This window comes from Shewanella sp. HL-SH5 (assembly GCF_051163755.1).
Classification (GTDB): Bacteria; Pseudomonadota; Gammaproteobacteria; order Enterobacterales; family Shewanellaceae; genus Shewanella; species Shewanella glacialimarina.
Genome location: NZ_CP195038.1, coordinates 3,612,473 through 3,628,359 on the forward strand (window position 1 = coordinate 3,612,473; position 15,887 = coordinate 3,628,359).

The 15,887-nt window shown below is 42.1% G+C and carries 12 protein-coding genes; 5 read left to right on the forward strand and 7 right to left on the reverse strand.

The annotated features are described in order from the left end of the window. Positions 1–41: 41 nt before the first annotated feature. Positions 42–641: a hypothetical protein gene (locus tag ACRWQM_RS15780; RefSeq protein ID WP_434930579.1), complete on the reverse strand. Its 600-nt coding sequence runs from the start codon at positions 639–641 to the stop codon at positions 42–44. A 201-nt stretch (positions 642–842) separates the two neighbouring features. Between ACRWQM_RS15780 and ubiD the strand changes: the two genes are divergently transcribed. The 4 genes from ubiD to ACRWQM_RS15800 all read left to right on the forward strand — a co-directional run bounded on the left by ubiD (position 843) and on the right by ACRWQM_RS15800 (position 5,533). Beyond that, on the forward strand, positions 843–2,324 hold the full coding sequence (gene ubiD, locus ACRWQM_RS15785; RefSeq protein WP_434930580.1) for a 4-hydroxy-3-polyprenylbenzoate decarboxylase: 1,482 nt from the start codon (positions 843–845) through the stop codon (positions 2,322–2,324). Between the two features lie 136 nt (positions 2,325–2,460). Further along, the gene (gene fre, locus ACRWQM_RS15790) at positions 2,461–3,159 is read left to right on the forward strand and encodes an NAD(P)H-flavin reductase (protein ID WP_226411438.1); all 699 of its coding nucleotides are present in this window, start codon (positions 2,461–2,463) and stop codon (positions 3,157–3,159) included. A gap of 183 nt (positions 3,160–3,342) precedes the next feature. Then, the gene (locus tag ACRWQM_RS15795; RefSeq protein WP_434930581.1) at positions 3,343–4,881 is read left to right on the forward strand and encodes a methyl-accepting chemotaxis protein; all 1,539 of its coding nucleotides are present in this window, start codon (positions 3,343–3,345) and stop codon (positions 4,879–4,881) included. A 73-nt stretch (positions 4,882–4,954) separates the two neighbouring features. Continuing rightward, positions 4,955–5,533 (forward strand): nucleoside triphosphate pyrophosphohydrolase family protein, encoded by a 579-nt coding sequence (locus tag ACRWQM_RS15800; RefSeq protein ID WP_434930582.1) that lies wholly within the window; start codon positions 4,955–4,957, stop codon positions 5,531–5,533. Between the two features lie 583 nt (positions 5,534–6,116). Here the strand turns inward: ACRWQM_RS15800 and ACRWQM_RS15805 are convergent. The 4 genes from ACRWQM_RS15805 to uvrD form a co-directional block, all read right to left on the reverse strand. After that, positions 6,117–6,488 carry a hypothetical protein gene (locus ACRWQM_RS15805; protein WP_434930583.1) on the reverse strand — a complete coding sequence of 124 codons (372 nt, stop codon included), beginning with the start codon at positions 6,486–6,488 and terminating at the stop codon, positions 6,117–6,119. A gap of 849 nt (positions 6,489–7,337) precedes the next feature. After that, entirely contained in the window at positions 7,338–8,357 is a 1,020-nt protein-coding gene (locus ACRWQM_RS15810; RefSeq protein ID WP_434930584.1) for a hypothetical protein, read from the reverse strand. Positions 8,358–8,562: 205 nt separating this feature from the next. Beyond that, the gene (gene ubiA, locus ACRWQM_RS15815; RefSeq protein WP_434930585.1) at positions 8,563–9,474 is read right to left on the reverse strand and encodes a 4-hydroxybenzoate octaprenyltransferase; all 912 of its coding nucleotides are present in this window, start codon (positions 9,472–9,474) and stop codon (positions 8,563–8,565) included. Beyond that, on the reverse strand, positions 9,435–11,618 hold the full coding sequence (gene uvrD / locus ACRWQM_RS15820) for a DNA helicase II (protein ID WP_226411450.1): 2,184 nt from the start codon (positions 11,616–11,618) through the stop codon (positions 9,435–9,437). Before uvrD ends, ubiA begins: the two co-directional genes overlap by 40 nt. Before the next feature lie 217 nt (positions 11,619–11,835). Between uvrD and ACRWQM_RS15825 the strand changes: the two genes are divergently transcribed. Further along, positions 11,836–12,708: a LysR family transcriptional regulator gene (locus tag ACRWQM_RS15825; protein WP_434930586.1), complete on the forward strand. Its 873-nt coding sequence runs from the start codon at positions 11,836–11,838 to the stop codon at positions 12,706–12,708. Positions 12,709–12,849: 141 nt separating this feature from the next. On the opposite strand, the gene ACRWQM_RS15830 is transcribed toward ACRWQM_RS15825, so the two are convergent. Continuing rightward, on the reverse strand, positions 12,850–13,449 hold the full coding sequence (locus ACRWQM_RS15830; RefSeq protein ID WP_434930587.1) for a hypothetical protein: 600 nt from the start codon (positions 13,447–13,449) through the stop codon (positions 12,850–12,852). Between the two features lie 52 nt (positions 13,450–13,501). Continuing rightward, positions 13,502–15,778, reverse strand: coding sequence for an LruC domain-containing protein (locus ACRWQM_RS15835; RefSeq protein ID WP_434930588.1), 2,277 nt, complete (start codon positions 15,776–15,778; stop codon positions 13,502–13,504). Between the last annotated feature and the right edge of the window lie 109 nt (positions 15,779–15,887).

Sequence of the window (15,887 nt, forward strand, 5' to 3'; positions counted from 1 at the left end):
AACAACCTATTTTGGCTGTACCTTTCATCGTTTGTATCCCTTTACTCTACTTTGATATAAGTTTCTGTAGACCAGTCATAGACATACCTGACCCCTTGCCACTCGTATAAAGTTTTCCCTTCGAGCTGAATCACTCTAGCATTTTCAGGTAAGGTTTTTATGCCACGGTCATATTGGATAGATGTGGTTGTTCTTTCTGGCGGAGTAACCACAACAGGTTCGACTCTGACCTCACGTCTAGGATATTCGTTGTATCGATTATAGTCATTTCGATCATAATCATAGTTTGCACGTCTGTTATTATACCAAGGGTCACGCCATCCCCAATCATTTCCCCATCGATAACCAGAACTCCAGCCAATGCCAATATTTGGCCCCCAGTGATTATTCCAGCCAGCCCCCCAACGCCAAGGGTCTTGGTAGCCATATTGATTACCTTGTCGATAGTGTTGTCGATGGTTTGATTGATAGTGTTGTCGATGACCCTGCTGATAACCTTGGCTAATACTCTGTTGCTGACCAATAGATGAGTCAGTATCTTGATTGAGCAGATCGAACCTTAATGGCTCTTGTGCCAGAACGAAATGGCTACTGCTAATAAAAATCGCAAACAGCAGCGTCTTTATAATATTGATTTTCATGATCATTTAACGTTACATCCCGGTTAATACATACATAGCTTTGTCAATGTCAAACCACCCAACTTCAGTTTACACCTAAGCCTCTTAATCACACATAAATAACGTACATATGACACCCCGATAGGGATCAAATGGCTTAACCTCAAATTATAAAAATGCTATAGTGCGCGCCACATCGAATTGCATATATAGGCGGTAGGTATGAGTTTCAAGGATTTACGCAGCTTCATTAACCATCTTGAAGCCAATGGTGAGCTCAAACGTATTAGTCATCCAGTTGACCCTCACCTTGAAATGACTGAAATAGCCGATAGAGTATTACGCTCCGGTGGCCCAGCCTTGTTGTTTGAAAACCCAGTTAATAATTCTATGCCTGTTTTAGTCAATTTATTTGGCACACCTAAACGTGTTGCTATGGCCCTAGGTAAAGACGATCCGCTAGCGTTGCGGGAAGTTGGTGAATTATTGGCATTTTTAAAAGAGCCAGAACCACCAACGGGTTTTAAAGACGCTATTTCAAAGATCCCAATGTTTAAACAAGCGTTAAACATGCCGCCTAAAATAGTGCGTAATCCACCTTGCCAAGAAGTCATAAAAACCGGTGACGAGGTTGATTTAACCTCTCTACCAATTCAACATTGTTGGCCGGGAGACGTCGCACCTCTGGTTACCTGGGGATTAACTATTACCAAAGGTCCACGTCAAAAACGCCAAAACTTAGGTATTTATCGTCAGCAGCTTTTGGGTAAAAACAAACTCATTATGCGCTGGCTAGATCATCGCGGTGGTGCATTAGATTTTAAAGATTTTAAACAAAAACACCCGGGAGAAAACTATCCAGTGGTCGTTGCACTGGGAAGCGATCCAGTCACTATTTTAGGTGCGGTAACACCAGTACCAGATTCTATGAGCGAATATGCCTTTGCGGGGCTTTTACGTGGCGAACGTACTGAAATATGTAAAGCGATCAGTTGTGATTTAGAAGTGCCCGCTACCAGTGAAATCATCCTAGAAGGCTATATAGCCCCCGATGAAGTTGCCGAAGAGGGCCCTTATGGCGACCATACCGGTTACTACAATGAAACCGATGCCTTCCCAGTCTTTACGGTAACGCATATTACTCACCGTAAAGATGCTATTTATCACAGCACCTATACTGGCCGCCCACCTGATGAGCCTGCCATGTTAGGCGTAGCACTCAATGAAGTCTTTGTGCCCATATTACGCAAACAATATCCAGAAATTATCGACTTCTATTTGCCGCCAGAAGGCTGCTCATATCGCATGGCGATTATCTCTATTCGTAAGCAATACCCTGGCCACGCTAAGCGAGTCATGATGGGTGCTTGGTCATTCCTACGTCAGTTCATGTACACCAAATTTATTGTGGTAGTCGATGACGATGTAAACTGTCGCGACTGGCAAGATGTCATCTGGGCAATCACAACGCGTATGGACCCTACACGTGATACCGTACTGATAGACAATACCCCAATTGATTACCTAGACTTTGCCTCGCCAATCGCTGGTTTAGGCTCAAAAATGGGCTTAGATGCTACCAATAAATGGCCTGGTGAAACCAATCGCGAATGGGGTACACCGATAGTAATGGATAAGGCTGTTAAAGAGAAAGTTGATCAAATGTGGGAACAACTGGGTATTGATGGTCAAGCTACACTATAGAGTATGTTAATCTGTCGAAATACACTTTGATGATGAAAAAGTAACATCTCAGTAAGACGTGAGTTAAGAGTAACTAAACGCTATAATTTAGCAAATGATAAACCACCTTCAAAAGAAAGGGCTTAAAGGACGTTAGATGAAAACCATTCGTTGTCAGATTAAAAAAATCACCCCGTTTAATGACGCTGTATTCCAAGTCGTTCTTAAACCTGACACTGCTTTTGATTTTAAAGCGGGTCAGTATCTAAGTATTGTTATGGGTGAAAAAGACAAACGTCCTTTTTCTATTGCATCAGCACCCAATGCCGATGAAATTGAATTACATATCGGTGCTGCGGTAAGTGAAAGCTATCCAATGCAGGTGGTAGAGCGCTTAAAAAACGCTACTCACATTGATATTGAAGCCCCCGCTGGTGATGCCTATTTTCGCGAGGACAGTATCCGTCCGCGTATTTTGATTGCAGGCGGCACAGGTTTTTCATATATCAAAAGTATCATTGAGCACCAAATTGCTATCGGCGAAAAAGTACATACCCATTTTTATTGGGGATGTCGCACCGAAGATGCTATGTATTATCAAGCTATCGCACGTCAATGGCATCAAGCCCATGAGTGGTTAGAGTTCATACCTGTTATTGAACAGGCCGATGCAAATTGGACAGGCAAACAAGCCAATTTACTGGAACAAATTAAGCAAGATTTTATCAGCCTTAATGGATATGACGTCTATATTGCTGGACGATTCGATATGGTAGGCGCTGCGCGTGAAGTATTTAGAGCCCAAGGTATCGAAGAAGCCCATCTTTATGGTGATGCTTTTGCATTCATAAAGTAGTTATTGATATATTTAAAGCTTCTTTAAAACCGACTCTCTGAGTCGGTTTTTTATTGATAATGCTAACTTAATACCTCTTTAGTAAGATCTAACGTGAAAGTTATCCCTTCATCATCTAATATTGGTAATAACAAACAATTAAAGCCTACGCTGAGCGTACGTTAAACATTATGGAAGTATCTGATGCGAGACAAGCCCATCATTAATAAGGAAGTTGAACTAAAAGCGGGCGACGAGCTGGTGTCAATAACCGATACTCGCGGTATTATTACCTATGCAAACCCCATTTTCATTCGAATATCGGGTTACAGTGAGCATGAGCTTATTAGCCATAACCATAACCTAGTACGTCACCCCGACATGCCAGCAGAGGCATTTAAAGAGCTTTGGGATAAATTGAAAGCGGGTGAATCTTGGCGTGGTATCGTTAAAAATCGTTGTAAGGATGGCAGTTATTATTGGGTTGATGCTTTTATATCCCCTCTATTTGAAAATGGTAAAGTAATCGGTTATCAATCTGTTCGGATAAAAGCAAAGCCTGAATATATTGCTAGGGCCACTAGCTTATACGCCAAAATCAAACAGGGCAAAAAGCTTTCTTCACCCATGAGTTTCAGCCATAAAAAAACGGTCGCTGCTATAATAATCATGGCAGCTGTTATCGCTATGGCAGTGATGTTCAATATTGGCACCGCACTCTTCACCTTGGCGTTATCCATTTTAATGGCCGTTCTTTTCAAGGAGGAACTGTTCACTATTCCAGCTAAAATACAGCAGTTACAGCAAAAATATGACTCAGTAAGTCGTTTGGTATTTTGTGGTAACGGCAACAGCACTGTATTAGATTTTCAGCTGATCCTTAATCAGGCAAAAATGCAGGGAGTGCTTGGGCGTGCGCAGGATCAAGGTAATAACCTTGATCAAATAGCCAATGAACTTGTTGCCTCATCTAAGCAAGCTAATCGCAGTATTGAGCAACAACAGAATCAGATTAATCATATCGCTACCGCGATAGAAACAATGAACAACACGGTGTCAGATATGGCACAACACGCCTTATCGACATCACACCATGCAGAAGAAGCCCAACTGGTCTGTGTTGAAAATCGTCAAACCATGCAAAACAATAAGAAACAAATTGAACTGCTAAGTCATTCAGTGACCACAGCGGCTGAAAATTCGCATTTATTAACCAAAGAAGCGGAAAATGTGTCTAATGCGATGCTTGAAATCAACGGTATTGCTGAGCAAACAAATTTACTGGCGCTAAATGCCGCCATTGAAGCAGCCAGAGCTGGTGAACAAGGCCGAGGTTTTGCCGTCGTTGCTGATGAGGTTCGCGCCTTATCCAGCCGAACGCAGCTCTCCACCGATACTATCTCTAAAAGTATTCAGTCAATGCACACCATGCTACATGACTGGTCTGTTCAAATGCAAAACAGTAAGCAACAAGCCGAAGTTTGTGCAAATGAAATGGGTCAAGTGACTGAAAAATTTGATCAAGTGTATCAACGCATGAGTGAAATAAATCAGTTTACCCAGCAAAGTGCGGTGGCAACAGAGCAACAAAAAAATGTAACCGTTGAAATGACCCATAATATTCATCAAATAAGTCAGCTTAGCCAAAGTAATGTTGATAATTTAAATGTGATAGGATCGGCGGCAATAAACATTCAGCATCATGCTGAAAAGGCCAAAGGCTTACGTAATACATTTGGGTAACGTTATTAAAGCTAACATAGTTACCTTATCACCCAATACATGAACTACTCATTACCCATTTATAAGGTTCCACATGCAATTAAGTCAGTTAACTCAGCCCATTTTTGATCACCTTTACCATGATATTTTTGAATTTCGCAGCACATTTGACCTTCCAGTTGCCGACGAATCAAGTTTAGACAGTAAAGCAGATACCCTTCACACCTCGCTTATTATTGAAGAGTTAACTGAGCTAGCTGAGGCAGATTGTAAAGTTGAACAGGCTGATGCCATTGTTGACTCTGTATATGTGTTAATGGGTCGTTTAGTCCACTTAGGTGCGTCTCAGGTAAGTGATCGTTTAGAAATTAGCTATCTGATTGATCTATTGTTAAATGTGGCTAAAAACCGTGAAATAGATTTTATAAAATGCTGGGATGAAGTGCACTCAAGTAACATGAGTAAAGTGTGTCGCAATCAACAAGAGTTAGATGAAACGATTGCCCATTATGCAAAACAAGGCGTAGAAATTGTTGGCAGTCAAAAAGGTGAGTTTTTAATTGCTAAGTGCGCTAAAGATGTTGAAATGGCGGGTAAAACCGTTCGTCAAGGCAAGGTATTGAAATCAGTTTATTATCGCCCTGCAGATTTAACATCGTTAGTTAAGGGTTAAGGCTTAAAGCGGTTTTTTGCTAAAACACTCGCCATGAAAATCGCAAAATAGCCAAATAAAATGCGCTTATCGTATTAACGGTAAGCGCATTTTTTGTGTTTAATTTACAAAGATAATCGCGATGATCCTGAGCATACTAAATGTCTGCCCCACTCAATGTCTCAACGGCAATCACTCTGGTTAGTGTAACGAGTCCAGTACTTCATGGGTACTTATTGCCTGCCACAGGGATGTTCAGGATGAACGGAATGTCGTGATCACATGGATGTAAAAGTTAGAAGGTGTCTTTTTATAAAAATTTACCCTGACCCGACTAAATTTAATGTCTCGGCTTTGGCTTCCTGCGTCGCTCTACTTCCTAAATCCATTTAGTCGTAGTGCCCCTGATATTTCGAAGGAGTGAAAAGAGTAAGACAGCGATAAGATCGCACTAAGAGAGCCTCTATATGTGTTTGCTGTAAACGATGATTTGACAGCTAAGTGACAGATGAAGTGGATCAATTTGTTGATTGATTTTAATTTGACTGCAAAAGCAGTCAAATAAGTTAGGCTCGCCTATTGACTGGTGGAAGGCTCATATGTATTAGGCTTTTTTGCAAGTAATGAGTACATTGGCTTCTTTATGCATTGGATCAACGGCTTTAAATTGTAGCTTTTCCCCAAGGGATATAACTTCATTTTTAGCCCAATTCTTTTTTACAAGTTGATCATCTGCAATTTTTTGTCCTTTCTGTTTGTTAATTTCCGGACTATTAGAAGAAAGAAAGGTCGACTGTTCAAACTTGGTATCAATAATATTGCTTTTAAAAGTCCAAGTTCCAATCAACTCAACTTCGAATGTAAAAGAAAACCCATTTGGGTACTCTACAGTCGCTTTAGAAACTTCTAAAAACTGACCATTGGCTTTATAAGCTGGTGAATCATGCACTATTACATCATAAGCCTCGTTATTCATAACATATGGTTCGCAGTCCCAGTTCCCAACTAACTTTGAGGATGTTGAACCAAATAAATAGCTAGAGAAAAATATGGATAGAAAAGAGCAGAATATTGTGACCCGTGACATGTATATATCCTTAAAGCCTAACGCCGCAAGCAACTGCGGCTGAAACTGAATTAGTGGAGGTCAGACTAAAGTTTAAAAAGGGTGTTGATATACACATGTTTTGAATGGCTTTATCTTCCCTAAATGGTGCGCTCGATGATTGTGTTCGAGCTTACCCAACTTTGTCCTTAATTTTTATACTTTAATCTACTTTATAACTTTAATTCAATGTTTTAATACAAGTTATATTGAGTAAGTTAAGTAAGTCCGTGACTTTAATCGAATCCATTGCCTGCCGCAGGTTCTTATGATGATATTTTCGCATCTTCGATTTAACTATAATCGTGACAATTTAAAGATTTAAAGCTTGAAAAGCTGCAAATCTAAAAGGCTCAATTTGAATTGAGGCCATCGAGAACAGGCCGTGAGCTTGGCATGGATGCCACGCTAGCTTTCGTTGGGCCAGGGATGGCCTATCGGAAGCGTTAGGGCTTTTCGACAATGGCCGAAGCAGGATACAGATGAAGTTTAAAGCTGGATCGATCCCCATCGAAAATTATGCGCTTTTCAGCATTTTTCGTCTGGGGCGGCAGGGTGATCCAAGAGGGTATTGCTGTTGATACCCTTTTGGCCGGTGCAGGATGGAATCCTGCGATGTTAATCCAAACGGAGTTTGGAAATACTGAAATGAAGTAAAATTGAAGAGATGAATGACCCAGTATAGATACGACTGAGGGTATCGAAAACAGAGACGTTTGGTTAAGCAGCCATTCCTGCTCTGCTAGCTTCAATCGCTGCAATCACATCTTGTGGCTTATCAACACTCAAATGAATAATCCTCATCGGCTCAGGCAACTGCCCCATGCCACCGTGGTAAATAACAGGCTTTACTAAGTTAAGGGTTAAATTAGTCGGCCCTCGCCCAATTGAGAGAACCTCAGTATCATCTTTAGTTTCCGCCGTGGCTTCTTGATTGAGCATGCAGGAAATATCAGCCATATCTATCACCATAAAACCCCATAAGGAGTTATTGATAACCAGCTTATTACGCAGAATATATATCGAGTAGTAACGCGACACTCTATGGTTGGCCACTATCGACATCAAGGTATAACCAATGAAAGACGATACTATAATGGCCACTAATTGGCTCCACGACTGCAATAACACATAGCTGGTCGTCAATGCCGCAAGACAAGCGAGCACCATGAATGCGACATGCCACCTAGAAGTGCTAATAAGCTTGATATGAGCGATTGCGGGTTGTTGATTGCGTGAAAACCTGGGAATTGCATAAAGCCAGTTGGTCGCTTCGCTGGCAAGAATAAGCGCAAGGGTTAAACTTTTATCATCACCTTCTCGGTAGGTTTCAACTGCGCCGACTCTGGGGTCACCTTTCAGTTTTCTGACCTTAAACAGTCCGCGAATAACACTGAACATCAAATACAATTGAATAACCAATAGCACTGCAATGATAGGGTAGCGCACCCACATCACAAACTCGAAATATTGGCTTAACTCCGCAGGGTAACTCAATCTTGCGACTAAGCTACTTAAGCTCAATACCATGATAATTTTCCACAGCTTTTGCTGGCCCACTTTGATGATGCAATACCAATACGCAATGGGTAGAAGGATAAAATAGGCGCCAGAAATAGTGCCAAGCAACCATTTTTCATTGTCTGTACTCAAGGACTCGGGCGTAAAATTCACCCCCACCACGAAACACACCAATGCTAATAGCAGAAACAATAAACGAAACTTCACCTGTGAACGCATCAAACAATCCTTGTAGATTTAAGTACTTAGTAAATTTGGTCATGACGTTCAGCATATAGATCCACAAATTATTAACAAATTAAATTTGTTAATAATTATGTTTGCTGAGTAATAAACAACAAAAAACCGCTAAATAGCGGTTTTGAGTGCATCAAGGTTAATGTTTAACAATTAAAAGACTCGCATTTAAAAACAGCTAACAGGATTAGATGAGGTAGTCGGCAGCTAACGTTAAAAATAATACCAAACCGGCCCAGTTATTATTTAAAAAAGCCGTAAAACAAGCTGTTCGTTCACGCCTATAAATCATCCATTGTTGATAACCACTGAAGCCGACAAAAGCGATAATCCCTAGCCCATATATAAGCCCACGTTCGGCTAATAAGCCCGCCATAATAAAACACCCAAGCGCGGCTAACTGAAACAAGCCAATCCAATGCCTATCATATCGACCAAATAAAATGGCGGTAGATTTAATACCGACTTTTACATCATCATCCCTGTCGACCATGGCATACATGGTGTCGTAAGCCACTGTCCAGCACCAATTGGCCATAAATAGCCACCATGCTTCAACAGGCACAGTACCTAACTGGGCCGCATAGGCCATTGGAATTGACCAGCTCCATACCACACCCAAAAACATTTGTGGCATATTAGTCACCCGTTTCATAAACGGATACATCACAGTTAAAATAATGCCGACAACCGAAAGCTGCACCACTAAGGTATTTAACAGCAGCACCAATGAAAATGCCACTAGGCCTAAAATAGCAAATAAGCTCAGCGCTTCTTTAACGCTGATTTCACCCGAAACCAATGGCCTATTTTGGGTTCGCTCAACGTGGGCATCTAATTTACGATCGGCAAAATCATTAATAATGCAGCCACAAGCACGCATTATAATCACCCCTGCCACAAAGATAACCAGCACCTTAATGTCTGGCATTCCCTTGGCTGCCAGTAACAGCGCCATCAAGCACGGCCACAATAACAGTAAAGTCCCTATGGGTCGGTCAATGCGCATTAAGCGTGCATAGGCGTGCAGTTTTTGTTTCACATCAAGTTCCTTCTTGCTTAACAGGCTTCGAGTTTCGCTAGACTTACCAGTAACCATTTACTGCCAAAGTCGCGAAAGTTAACCTGTACTCGCGCTTTTTCACCTGTACCTTCAAAGCTTGTCACCACGCCTTCAGAGAACTTAAAATGTTTCACTTTTTGGCCAACGCTGAACCCGGTGGTATTGGCGGGTGATTGGCTAAACCCAGTACTGACACCTCTGGCGGGAAAACGCTGACTGATTGACGGCGAAACTTGAGCGCGTAGTCGAATTTGCTCAACGTATTGCTCAGGTATTTCATTAATAAAACGGGATGGACGGGCGTAATCTTCGCGGCCATAAATTCGTCTGGATTCTGCATAACTGATATACAGCTTCTTCATGGCACGGGTCATACCCACATAGCAAAGACGACGTTCTTCATCTAAACGATCGCCTTCATCTAATGCCATTTTACTCGGGAAAAGCCCTTCTTCTACCCCAGACATAAACACCATTGGAAACTCTAGTCCTTTAGCGGAATGCAAAGTCATTAATTGCACCGCATCAGTAAAGGCATCAGCCTGACCTTCGCCAGCCTCTAACGCAGCATGGGATAAAAAGGCGTTTAACTCGCCCATATCTTCGAGCTCTTCTGGCATTTCAAAGCTTTTGGCTGCGGTAACTAGCTCATTTAAGTTTTCTATCCGCGCCTGGGCTTTTTCGCCCTTTTCTGCCTCGTACATGGTCCGTAAACCGGATTGATTAATGACAGTATCCGTCATGCGATACAACAACATATCAGCGGTATCTGTGCGCATATTAATCACTAAGTCCATAAAGCCACGCACGGCATTAGCGGCACGACCGGCCAGTACTTTTTCTTCCAATAGACGTAAACTCGCCTGCCACAGGGTTAATTGTTGTTGCCTTGCGGTAGAGCGCATAATTTCAAGGGTGCGATCGCCAATGCCACGTGTAGGCGTATTCACCACACGTTCAAAGGCTGCATCATCATCTTTGTTATTGATTAGGCGCATGTAACCCATAGCATCTTTAATTTCTTGACGATCAAAGAAGCGTAAGCCGCCATAAATTCGATAAGCGACACCACGGTGTAATAAGGCTTCTTCAAGCACACGAGACTGGGCATTGGAGCGGTATAAAATCGCGCAGTCACTTAAGCTGCCGCCCTTTTCTTGCCAGTCATTAATGCGACCAACAATAAACTTAGCTTCATCCATTTCATTGAAAGCGCAATAAACTGAAATAGGCTCGCCATCTTTATCTTCGGTCCACAGTTTTTTGCCTAAACGATCGGGGTTATTGGCAATCAAATCGTTAGACGCTTTGAGGATATTGCCGGTCGAGCGGTAGTTTTGCTCTAGGCGAACCGTTTCTGCACCGGGGAAGTCTTTTAAGAAACGGTGTAAGTTTTCAATTTGAGCGCCGCGCCAGCCATAAATAGATTGGTCATCATCACCGACAATCATTACATTTGCGGTATTACCTGCCAGTACGCGGATCCACGCATATTGAATCGCGTTGGTATCTTGAAACTCATCGACTAAGATATGGCGAAACCTGTCCTGATAATGTGCCAAAATATGCGGTTTATTCAGCCATAACTCATGGGCACGCAATAGAATTTCCGCAAAATCGACTAGACCCGCGCGATCGCAAGACTCTTGATATATTTTGTAAATATTAAGCAGATTTTGTTCAATCGGAAAGCCACCAGCATCAATATGCTTAGGTCTTAACCCTTGATCTTTTTTGCCATTGATATACGCCTGAGCTTGTCTTGGAGGATATTGTTTATCATCTAGATTGAGGCTTTTTAAAATGCGCTTTAATAATCTGAGCTGATCGTCAGAATCAATAATCTGAAAGGTTTGCGGTAAATTAGCATCTTGAAAATGGGTGCGTAAAATTCGATGGGCTAAACCATGGAAGGTGCCTATCCACATGCGTCCCATATTGCTGCCAACTACTTTTTCAACACGCTCACGCATTTCTGCTGCGGCTTTATTGGTAAAAGTTACCGCCAGAATAGAATATGGACTTTGCTGTTCAACCTGCATTAACCAAGCAATACGGTGGGTTAACACCCGAGTTTTGCCGCTGCCCGCGCCGGCTAATACCAGCATGTTAGATAAAGGTGCGCCGACGGCTTCGCGTTGCTTGTCATTCAGGCCGTCTAATAATGATGATACGTCCATTTTTCCTCCCAGAAATCTGCGCGCATTATAGCGCCAAACGGATACCAGATGCGATGAAAGCCCATGGATTTATGTCCCAATATAATCTTCACTTCCTATAAAAGATTAAAAATGGCTAACTAATGTTCACTTATTGAGTCTTAAGTAGTCATAAATTGACAACAATAGACACTAAAACTACTATAATTGTTCATTTATCTAAGCGGGTTATATTAATTTGAACATCAATGATTTAGAGCTATTTATTTTGGTAGCTGAGCAAGGCAGTTTTGCTAAAGCTGCAGAATCATTGAATACCCGCCGTGCATTAGTCAGTCGCCGTATTGCTGAGTTAGAAAAACAACTTGGCGCACCTTTATTCACCCGTACAACTCGGGTTATGACGCTCACATCTTCCGGAGAGTTATATTTAGAGCAAGTCGCCCCGCTACTCAAACAACTTAAAAATGCCTCGTTTATTTTCAAAAATCGCTACAACGAAATACAAGGGCGTGTTCGCATCGGCTTATTGCCTTTTGTCGATAAGATGTTAGATAAAAAAATCGCTAGTTTTGTGCATGCTTATCCACAAGTGCAATTAGATATCATGGTGATTTCAGGCGGTTATAAAGATATACTTAGATTAGATTTAGATATGGTTATTGATATCAATCAACAGCATGATAGCCAGTTTACGACTCAGTCATTACTCAGTTTTGAACGCAAGATTTATGCAAGCCCGAGTTACCTTGAAAAATCATCTGTGATAGAAACCGTTGATGATTTGCAGTATCAATCCTTACTTGGCTTTAGAAACACTAATGGCTTGGTTGAAGATAAATGGACGTTTCAACAAACCTCAATTACGGCTAACCACAAAGTAATTTGCACTGATTACAACTCTTTGTATAACCTGTGTTTAGGCGGTGCGGGGATTACGCTGTTACCGCAAACTATTGCTAACGAAGCGATAGCCAACCAACAATTAGTCAATGTGTTACCTGAATTGAGCGCAGGCTTTACTGACCTAAATTTAATTTACCCGCATGATGCCCACTTATCTAATGCCGCAAAAGTATTTATAGAGCACCTTACCCGTCCACTAAAATAGTTGTTATAGCTCTAGCACTCAAAAAATGCGGTTTGCTGCAAGGTACTGAGTGCGTTTGCGACACTTCACACCTTGCAACAACTGAATATTAAAATTTTATCTCTCTAATACTCATCCCATTTAGCCTAGACTCAACAACCCTTAATTAATAACAAGCTGCTGCTCTACTTCATTGGCTGCATATTGCCAATGTAAATACTGTGGCTGATTACCGTCATAAAACCAGACAACTGCCATTAAGTCGCGTTGGTGGTTTGCAACCAATAACGATTCGCTCAGTTGGCCGTTATCAAGCGCGCCCCTTAATAAACACGATTCATAGTTCACGCTGATGGTTTGCCCTTGCTGCTCAAACTTATCGCACAAAGAAAAATAGCCTCTTTTTCCGCTGGCGATGTCGACGTTTATCGATAACGTAAATGCGGCTTGCAAATCAAAATCTGGATCCACAATCAAGTCATCAAGTGATGTGGGATCCGGCACAGGCTCGACAACCGGCGGAGTTGGTGGTATCGGCGGTGTTACGGTGGTAGGTGGCGTCGTTGTTGGCGGTGTGGTTGCCGGAGGCGTCACTTGAACTGCAGGCGCACTGTCACTACCGCCGCCTCCCCCACAGGCCGTTAACTGTAACAGCAGAGTTAACGTTAATAGGCCAAATAACGGCTTACTTTCACGCTTACTGTTAAATACTTCTCTTACCTTTGAGCTTAAGGTTAATCTGGTTATGTTTGCATATTTCATATCGTTCACCTTCATTATGTATTAGGCCAATCATTACTGATAATTACGGGCATTAATCTTCAAAAATTAATGCTTCGATGGCGGTCAGATACCAATAGGGGTTAGTTGTACCACTTGCATCTGCTGCAAAATCAACAAACTCTTGATAGCTTCCATCTAAACGCTGTTTTTCAAGTGGATGCTGCCAGGTGTCTGGCACTTCTATGGCCCAGCTCATACCATTTTTATCTTGAAAATACTGTCCAGCCGCCGCATTTGAGGCGTCATCACGTTGACCTAAAAAGGCTTGATTGAATAAATCTGTTGGCGCATGGTTTTTAAGATGAATTTCTAATGCTCGACCAGGCTCTTTACCCCCATTAATGTTTTTAGCGGCTAATCCATGATCGGTATTAGGTGTAGCGAAGATAAACGGATCGTATGGAAACTCTGGCATTTGGTCTTCATCCACCGCATTTACAAACGGTACGGTCATTTGCCAGGTCGCACGATAACTTGTGCCGCAACCAGGCTCGGTTCTGAAATATTCACAACCGTTACCGCGGGTAGCATGCTGCCAAAGGTCATCAGTAAACTTGAGCACAGCGTTAGTTTGCCCCGTTTCAAGCGGAGATTGAGGTTGTTTTACCCCCTGTAATGTCCAATCAATGGCTGACTCCTGCACGTTACTGCGCGCAATGCCGGGAAGTTGAACCGCAAAACCATTGTGGTACCAGGCGCCCATGGCAACCAACTGGGCATTAAATCCCACGCGACGCACTTGATTGTTTTTTACAAACTGGGTAATACGTAATTGCATCACCACATCATTCATATCAAAGTCACCTTGATCAGGATATAAATCTTCATACGCCAATGTGGTAAAACCTGATGATGATGGATAGTAGGTCATAGTGATGCCGGTTTCAGTCACAGTAATAGGATAATCTTCTACTTCACCGTCACTGACACCGCCTGTTGGTAAAATATCTGCAACAGAACTTAATCTAAATCTTGACCAGGTTTCGCCCGGCGTTGCCCAGTTAGGCACATTGATTAATAAGGTTTGCACGCCTGCAGGCATAGCTTTGGCACTAATGATGCGGTCTTCTTGATCAAATTTGCCATCTTGGGCCCAATCAATCCACCCATTTAAAAATCCGCCTTGCCCTGAGGTAGTGACTAATAAAATCGCTTCTTCACCAATCTCAAATCCCGTGGGCATACTGACACCATCTTCATCATCAATACCATCGCTGCTATCATCAGATAAAGGAGCTGGCGAACCATCTGCTTCGTTATCATTCAATATCCCTAATGTTAATGACTCGATAATCCCGTGACGGGCACCGTTATCTGCCATTAAGGTTCCATAACTTGCTGGGGCATCTCCAAAATCGACCGTATCACCAACCGGCACTTCAGCTAAAGCACAGCGCGCACCATCATTAGAGGTTGAAGAAGGCCCATATGAGAACAATTCAGCTTGAGGCGAACTCTGCTCTACATTTAATTTGTACACATTACCTGTGCCATTATTACTTAAGTATAAATTGCCTTGTGGGTCAAAAAATTGAGCGCCAAAGGTGAAATTTGTACTGCCAGTGATCACTAGCCCTAAATTTTCAGAGCCACCGGTAGTGGGGTCAATTTTAATTAATTGCCCCTCTTTACCATTGGTTACCGCATATAAAAAACCATTGGTTGGATGAAAGGCAAAATCAGTAATGTTAAAGCTCGCCTGTGAATTACTGCCAGGGACTAACGTCATGGGATGGTTTTGGTCATCTAAATCGACCCGAAATAGACCCACATTTTTGCGATAACCGTACCAGGCGTTTTCTGCTAACGCCACGTCACCGACGAAGAAGTTACCCGCTGCGGCTGCGGCAGATGGTGCATCTTTGGCTAATGCTAATGGAATAACTTGGTAATCATTCCCGACTTGACCTAGGGTTTGATGCTCGTAATCCCAGCCATATAAATAATTGTCATTGAAGCTGAAACCTGTGCCATTGAGTGCACCATTAATACCCATATTATCCGACAGAGTGATATAACTACCTGTGCCCAAATCAACTCCGTAGGCGATGGGTTTAGAGGCAGGAGTTTGAATGATAAATGCTTCGTGGGGACAAGCTTGAAAAGGTTCACTTGCCTGCGCAGATTGGGCCAATGCTAACGTTAAAGCCCCTAGGGTAAATAATCCGGATAAGGGATGACGGGTTAACTGAGTTAATGTGACTAATTTCATATTGGTGATCTCATCTTTCACTGAACGTAATATACGTACTGCACATAAGATGCCAACATTCAAAACATTGAAATATATAGGATTATATTTAATCATTATAGATTTATCATTTTGCAAAATGCGAATAAATTGCAAAAATAGACTTAATCCTCCCAATCGAAACGGTATGGGAATAGGTAATATCACCCTAAGGGTAATAGCTCGA

Excerpts from the sequence above, each read along its gene's own strand:
- ACRWQM_RS15835 (WP_434930588.1), bottom strand. The coding sequence starts at position 15,778 with ATGATTAAATATAATCCTATATATTTCAATGTTTTGAATGTTGGCATC.
- ACRWQM_RS15830 (WP_434930587.1), bottom strand. The coding sequence starts at position 13,449 with ATGAAATATGCAAACATAACCAGATTAACCTTAAGCTCAAAGGTAAGA.
- ACRWQM_RS15795 (WP_434930581.1), top strand. The coding sequence starts at position 3,343 with ATGCGAGACAAGCCCATCATTAATAAGGAAGTTGAACTAAAAGCGGGC.
- fre (WP_226411438.1), top strand. The coding sequence starts at position 2,461 with ATGAAAACCATTCGTTGTCAGATTAAAAAAATCACCCCGTTTAATGAC.
- ubiD (WP_434930580.1), top strand. The coding sequence starts at position 843 with ATGAGTTTCAAGGATTTACGCAGCTTCATTAACCATCTTGAAGCCAAT.
- ACRWQM_RS15800 (WP_434930582.1), top strand. The coding sequence starts at position 4,955 with ATGCAATTAAGTCAGTTAACTCAGCCCATTTTTGATCACCTTTACCAT.
- ACRWQM_RS15805 (WP_434930583.1), bottom strand. The coding sequence starts at position 6,488 with ATGAATAACGAGGCTTATGATGTAATAGTGCATGATTCACCAGCTTAT.
- ACRWQM_RS15810 (WP_434930584.1), bottom strand. The coding sequence starts at position 8,357 with ATGCGTTCACAGGTGAAGTTTCGTTTATTGTTTCTGCTATTAGCATTG.
- ACRWQM_RS15780 (WP_434930579.1), bottom strand. The coding sequence starts at position 641 with ATGAAAATCAATATTATAAAGACGCTGCTGTTTGCGATTTTTATTAGC.
- uvrD (WP_226411450.1), bottom strand. The coding sequence starts at position 11,618 with ATGGACGTATCATCATTATTAGACGGCCTGAATGACAAGCAACGCGAA.
- ubiA (WP_434930585.1), bottom strand. The coding sequence starts at position 9,474 with ATGGTTACTGGTAAGTCTAGCGAAACTCGAAGCCTGTTAAGCAAGAAG.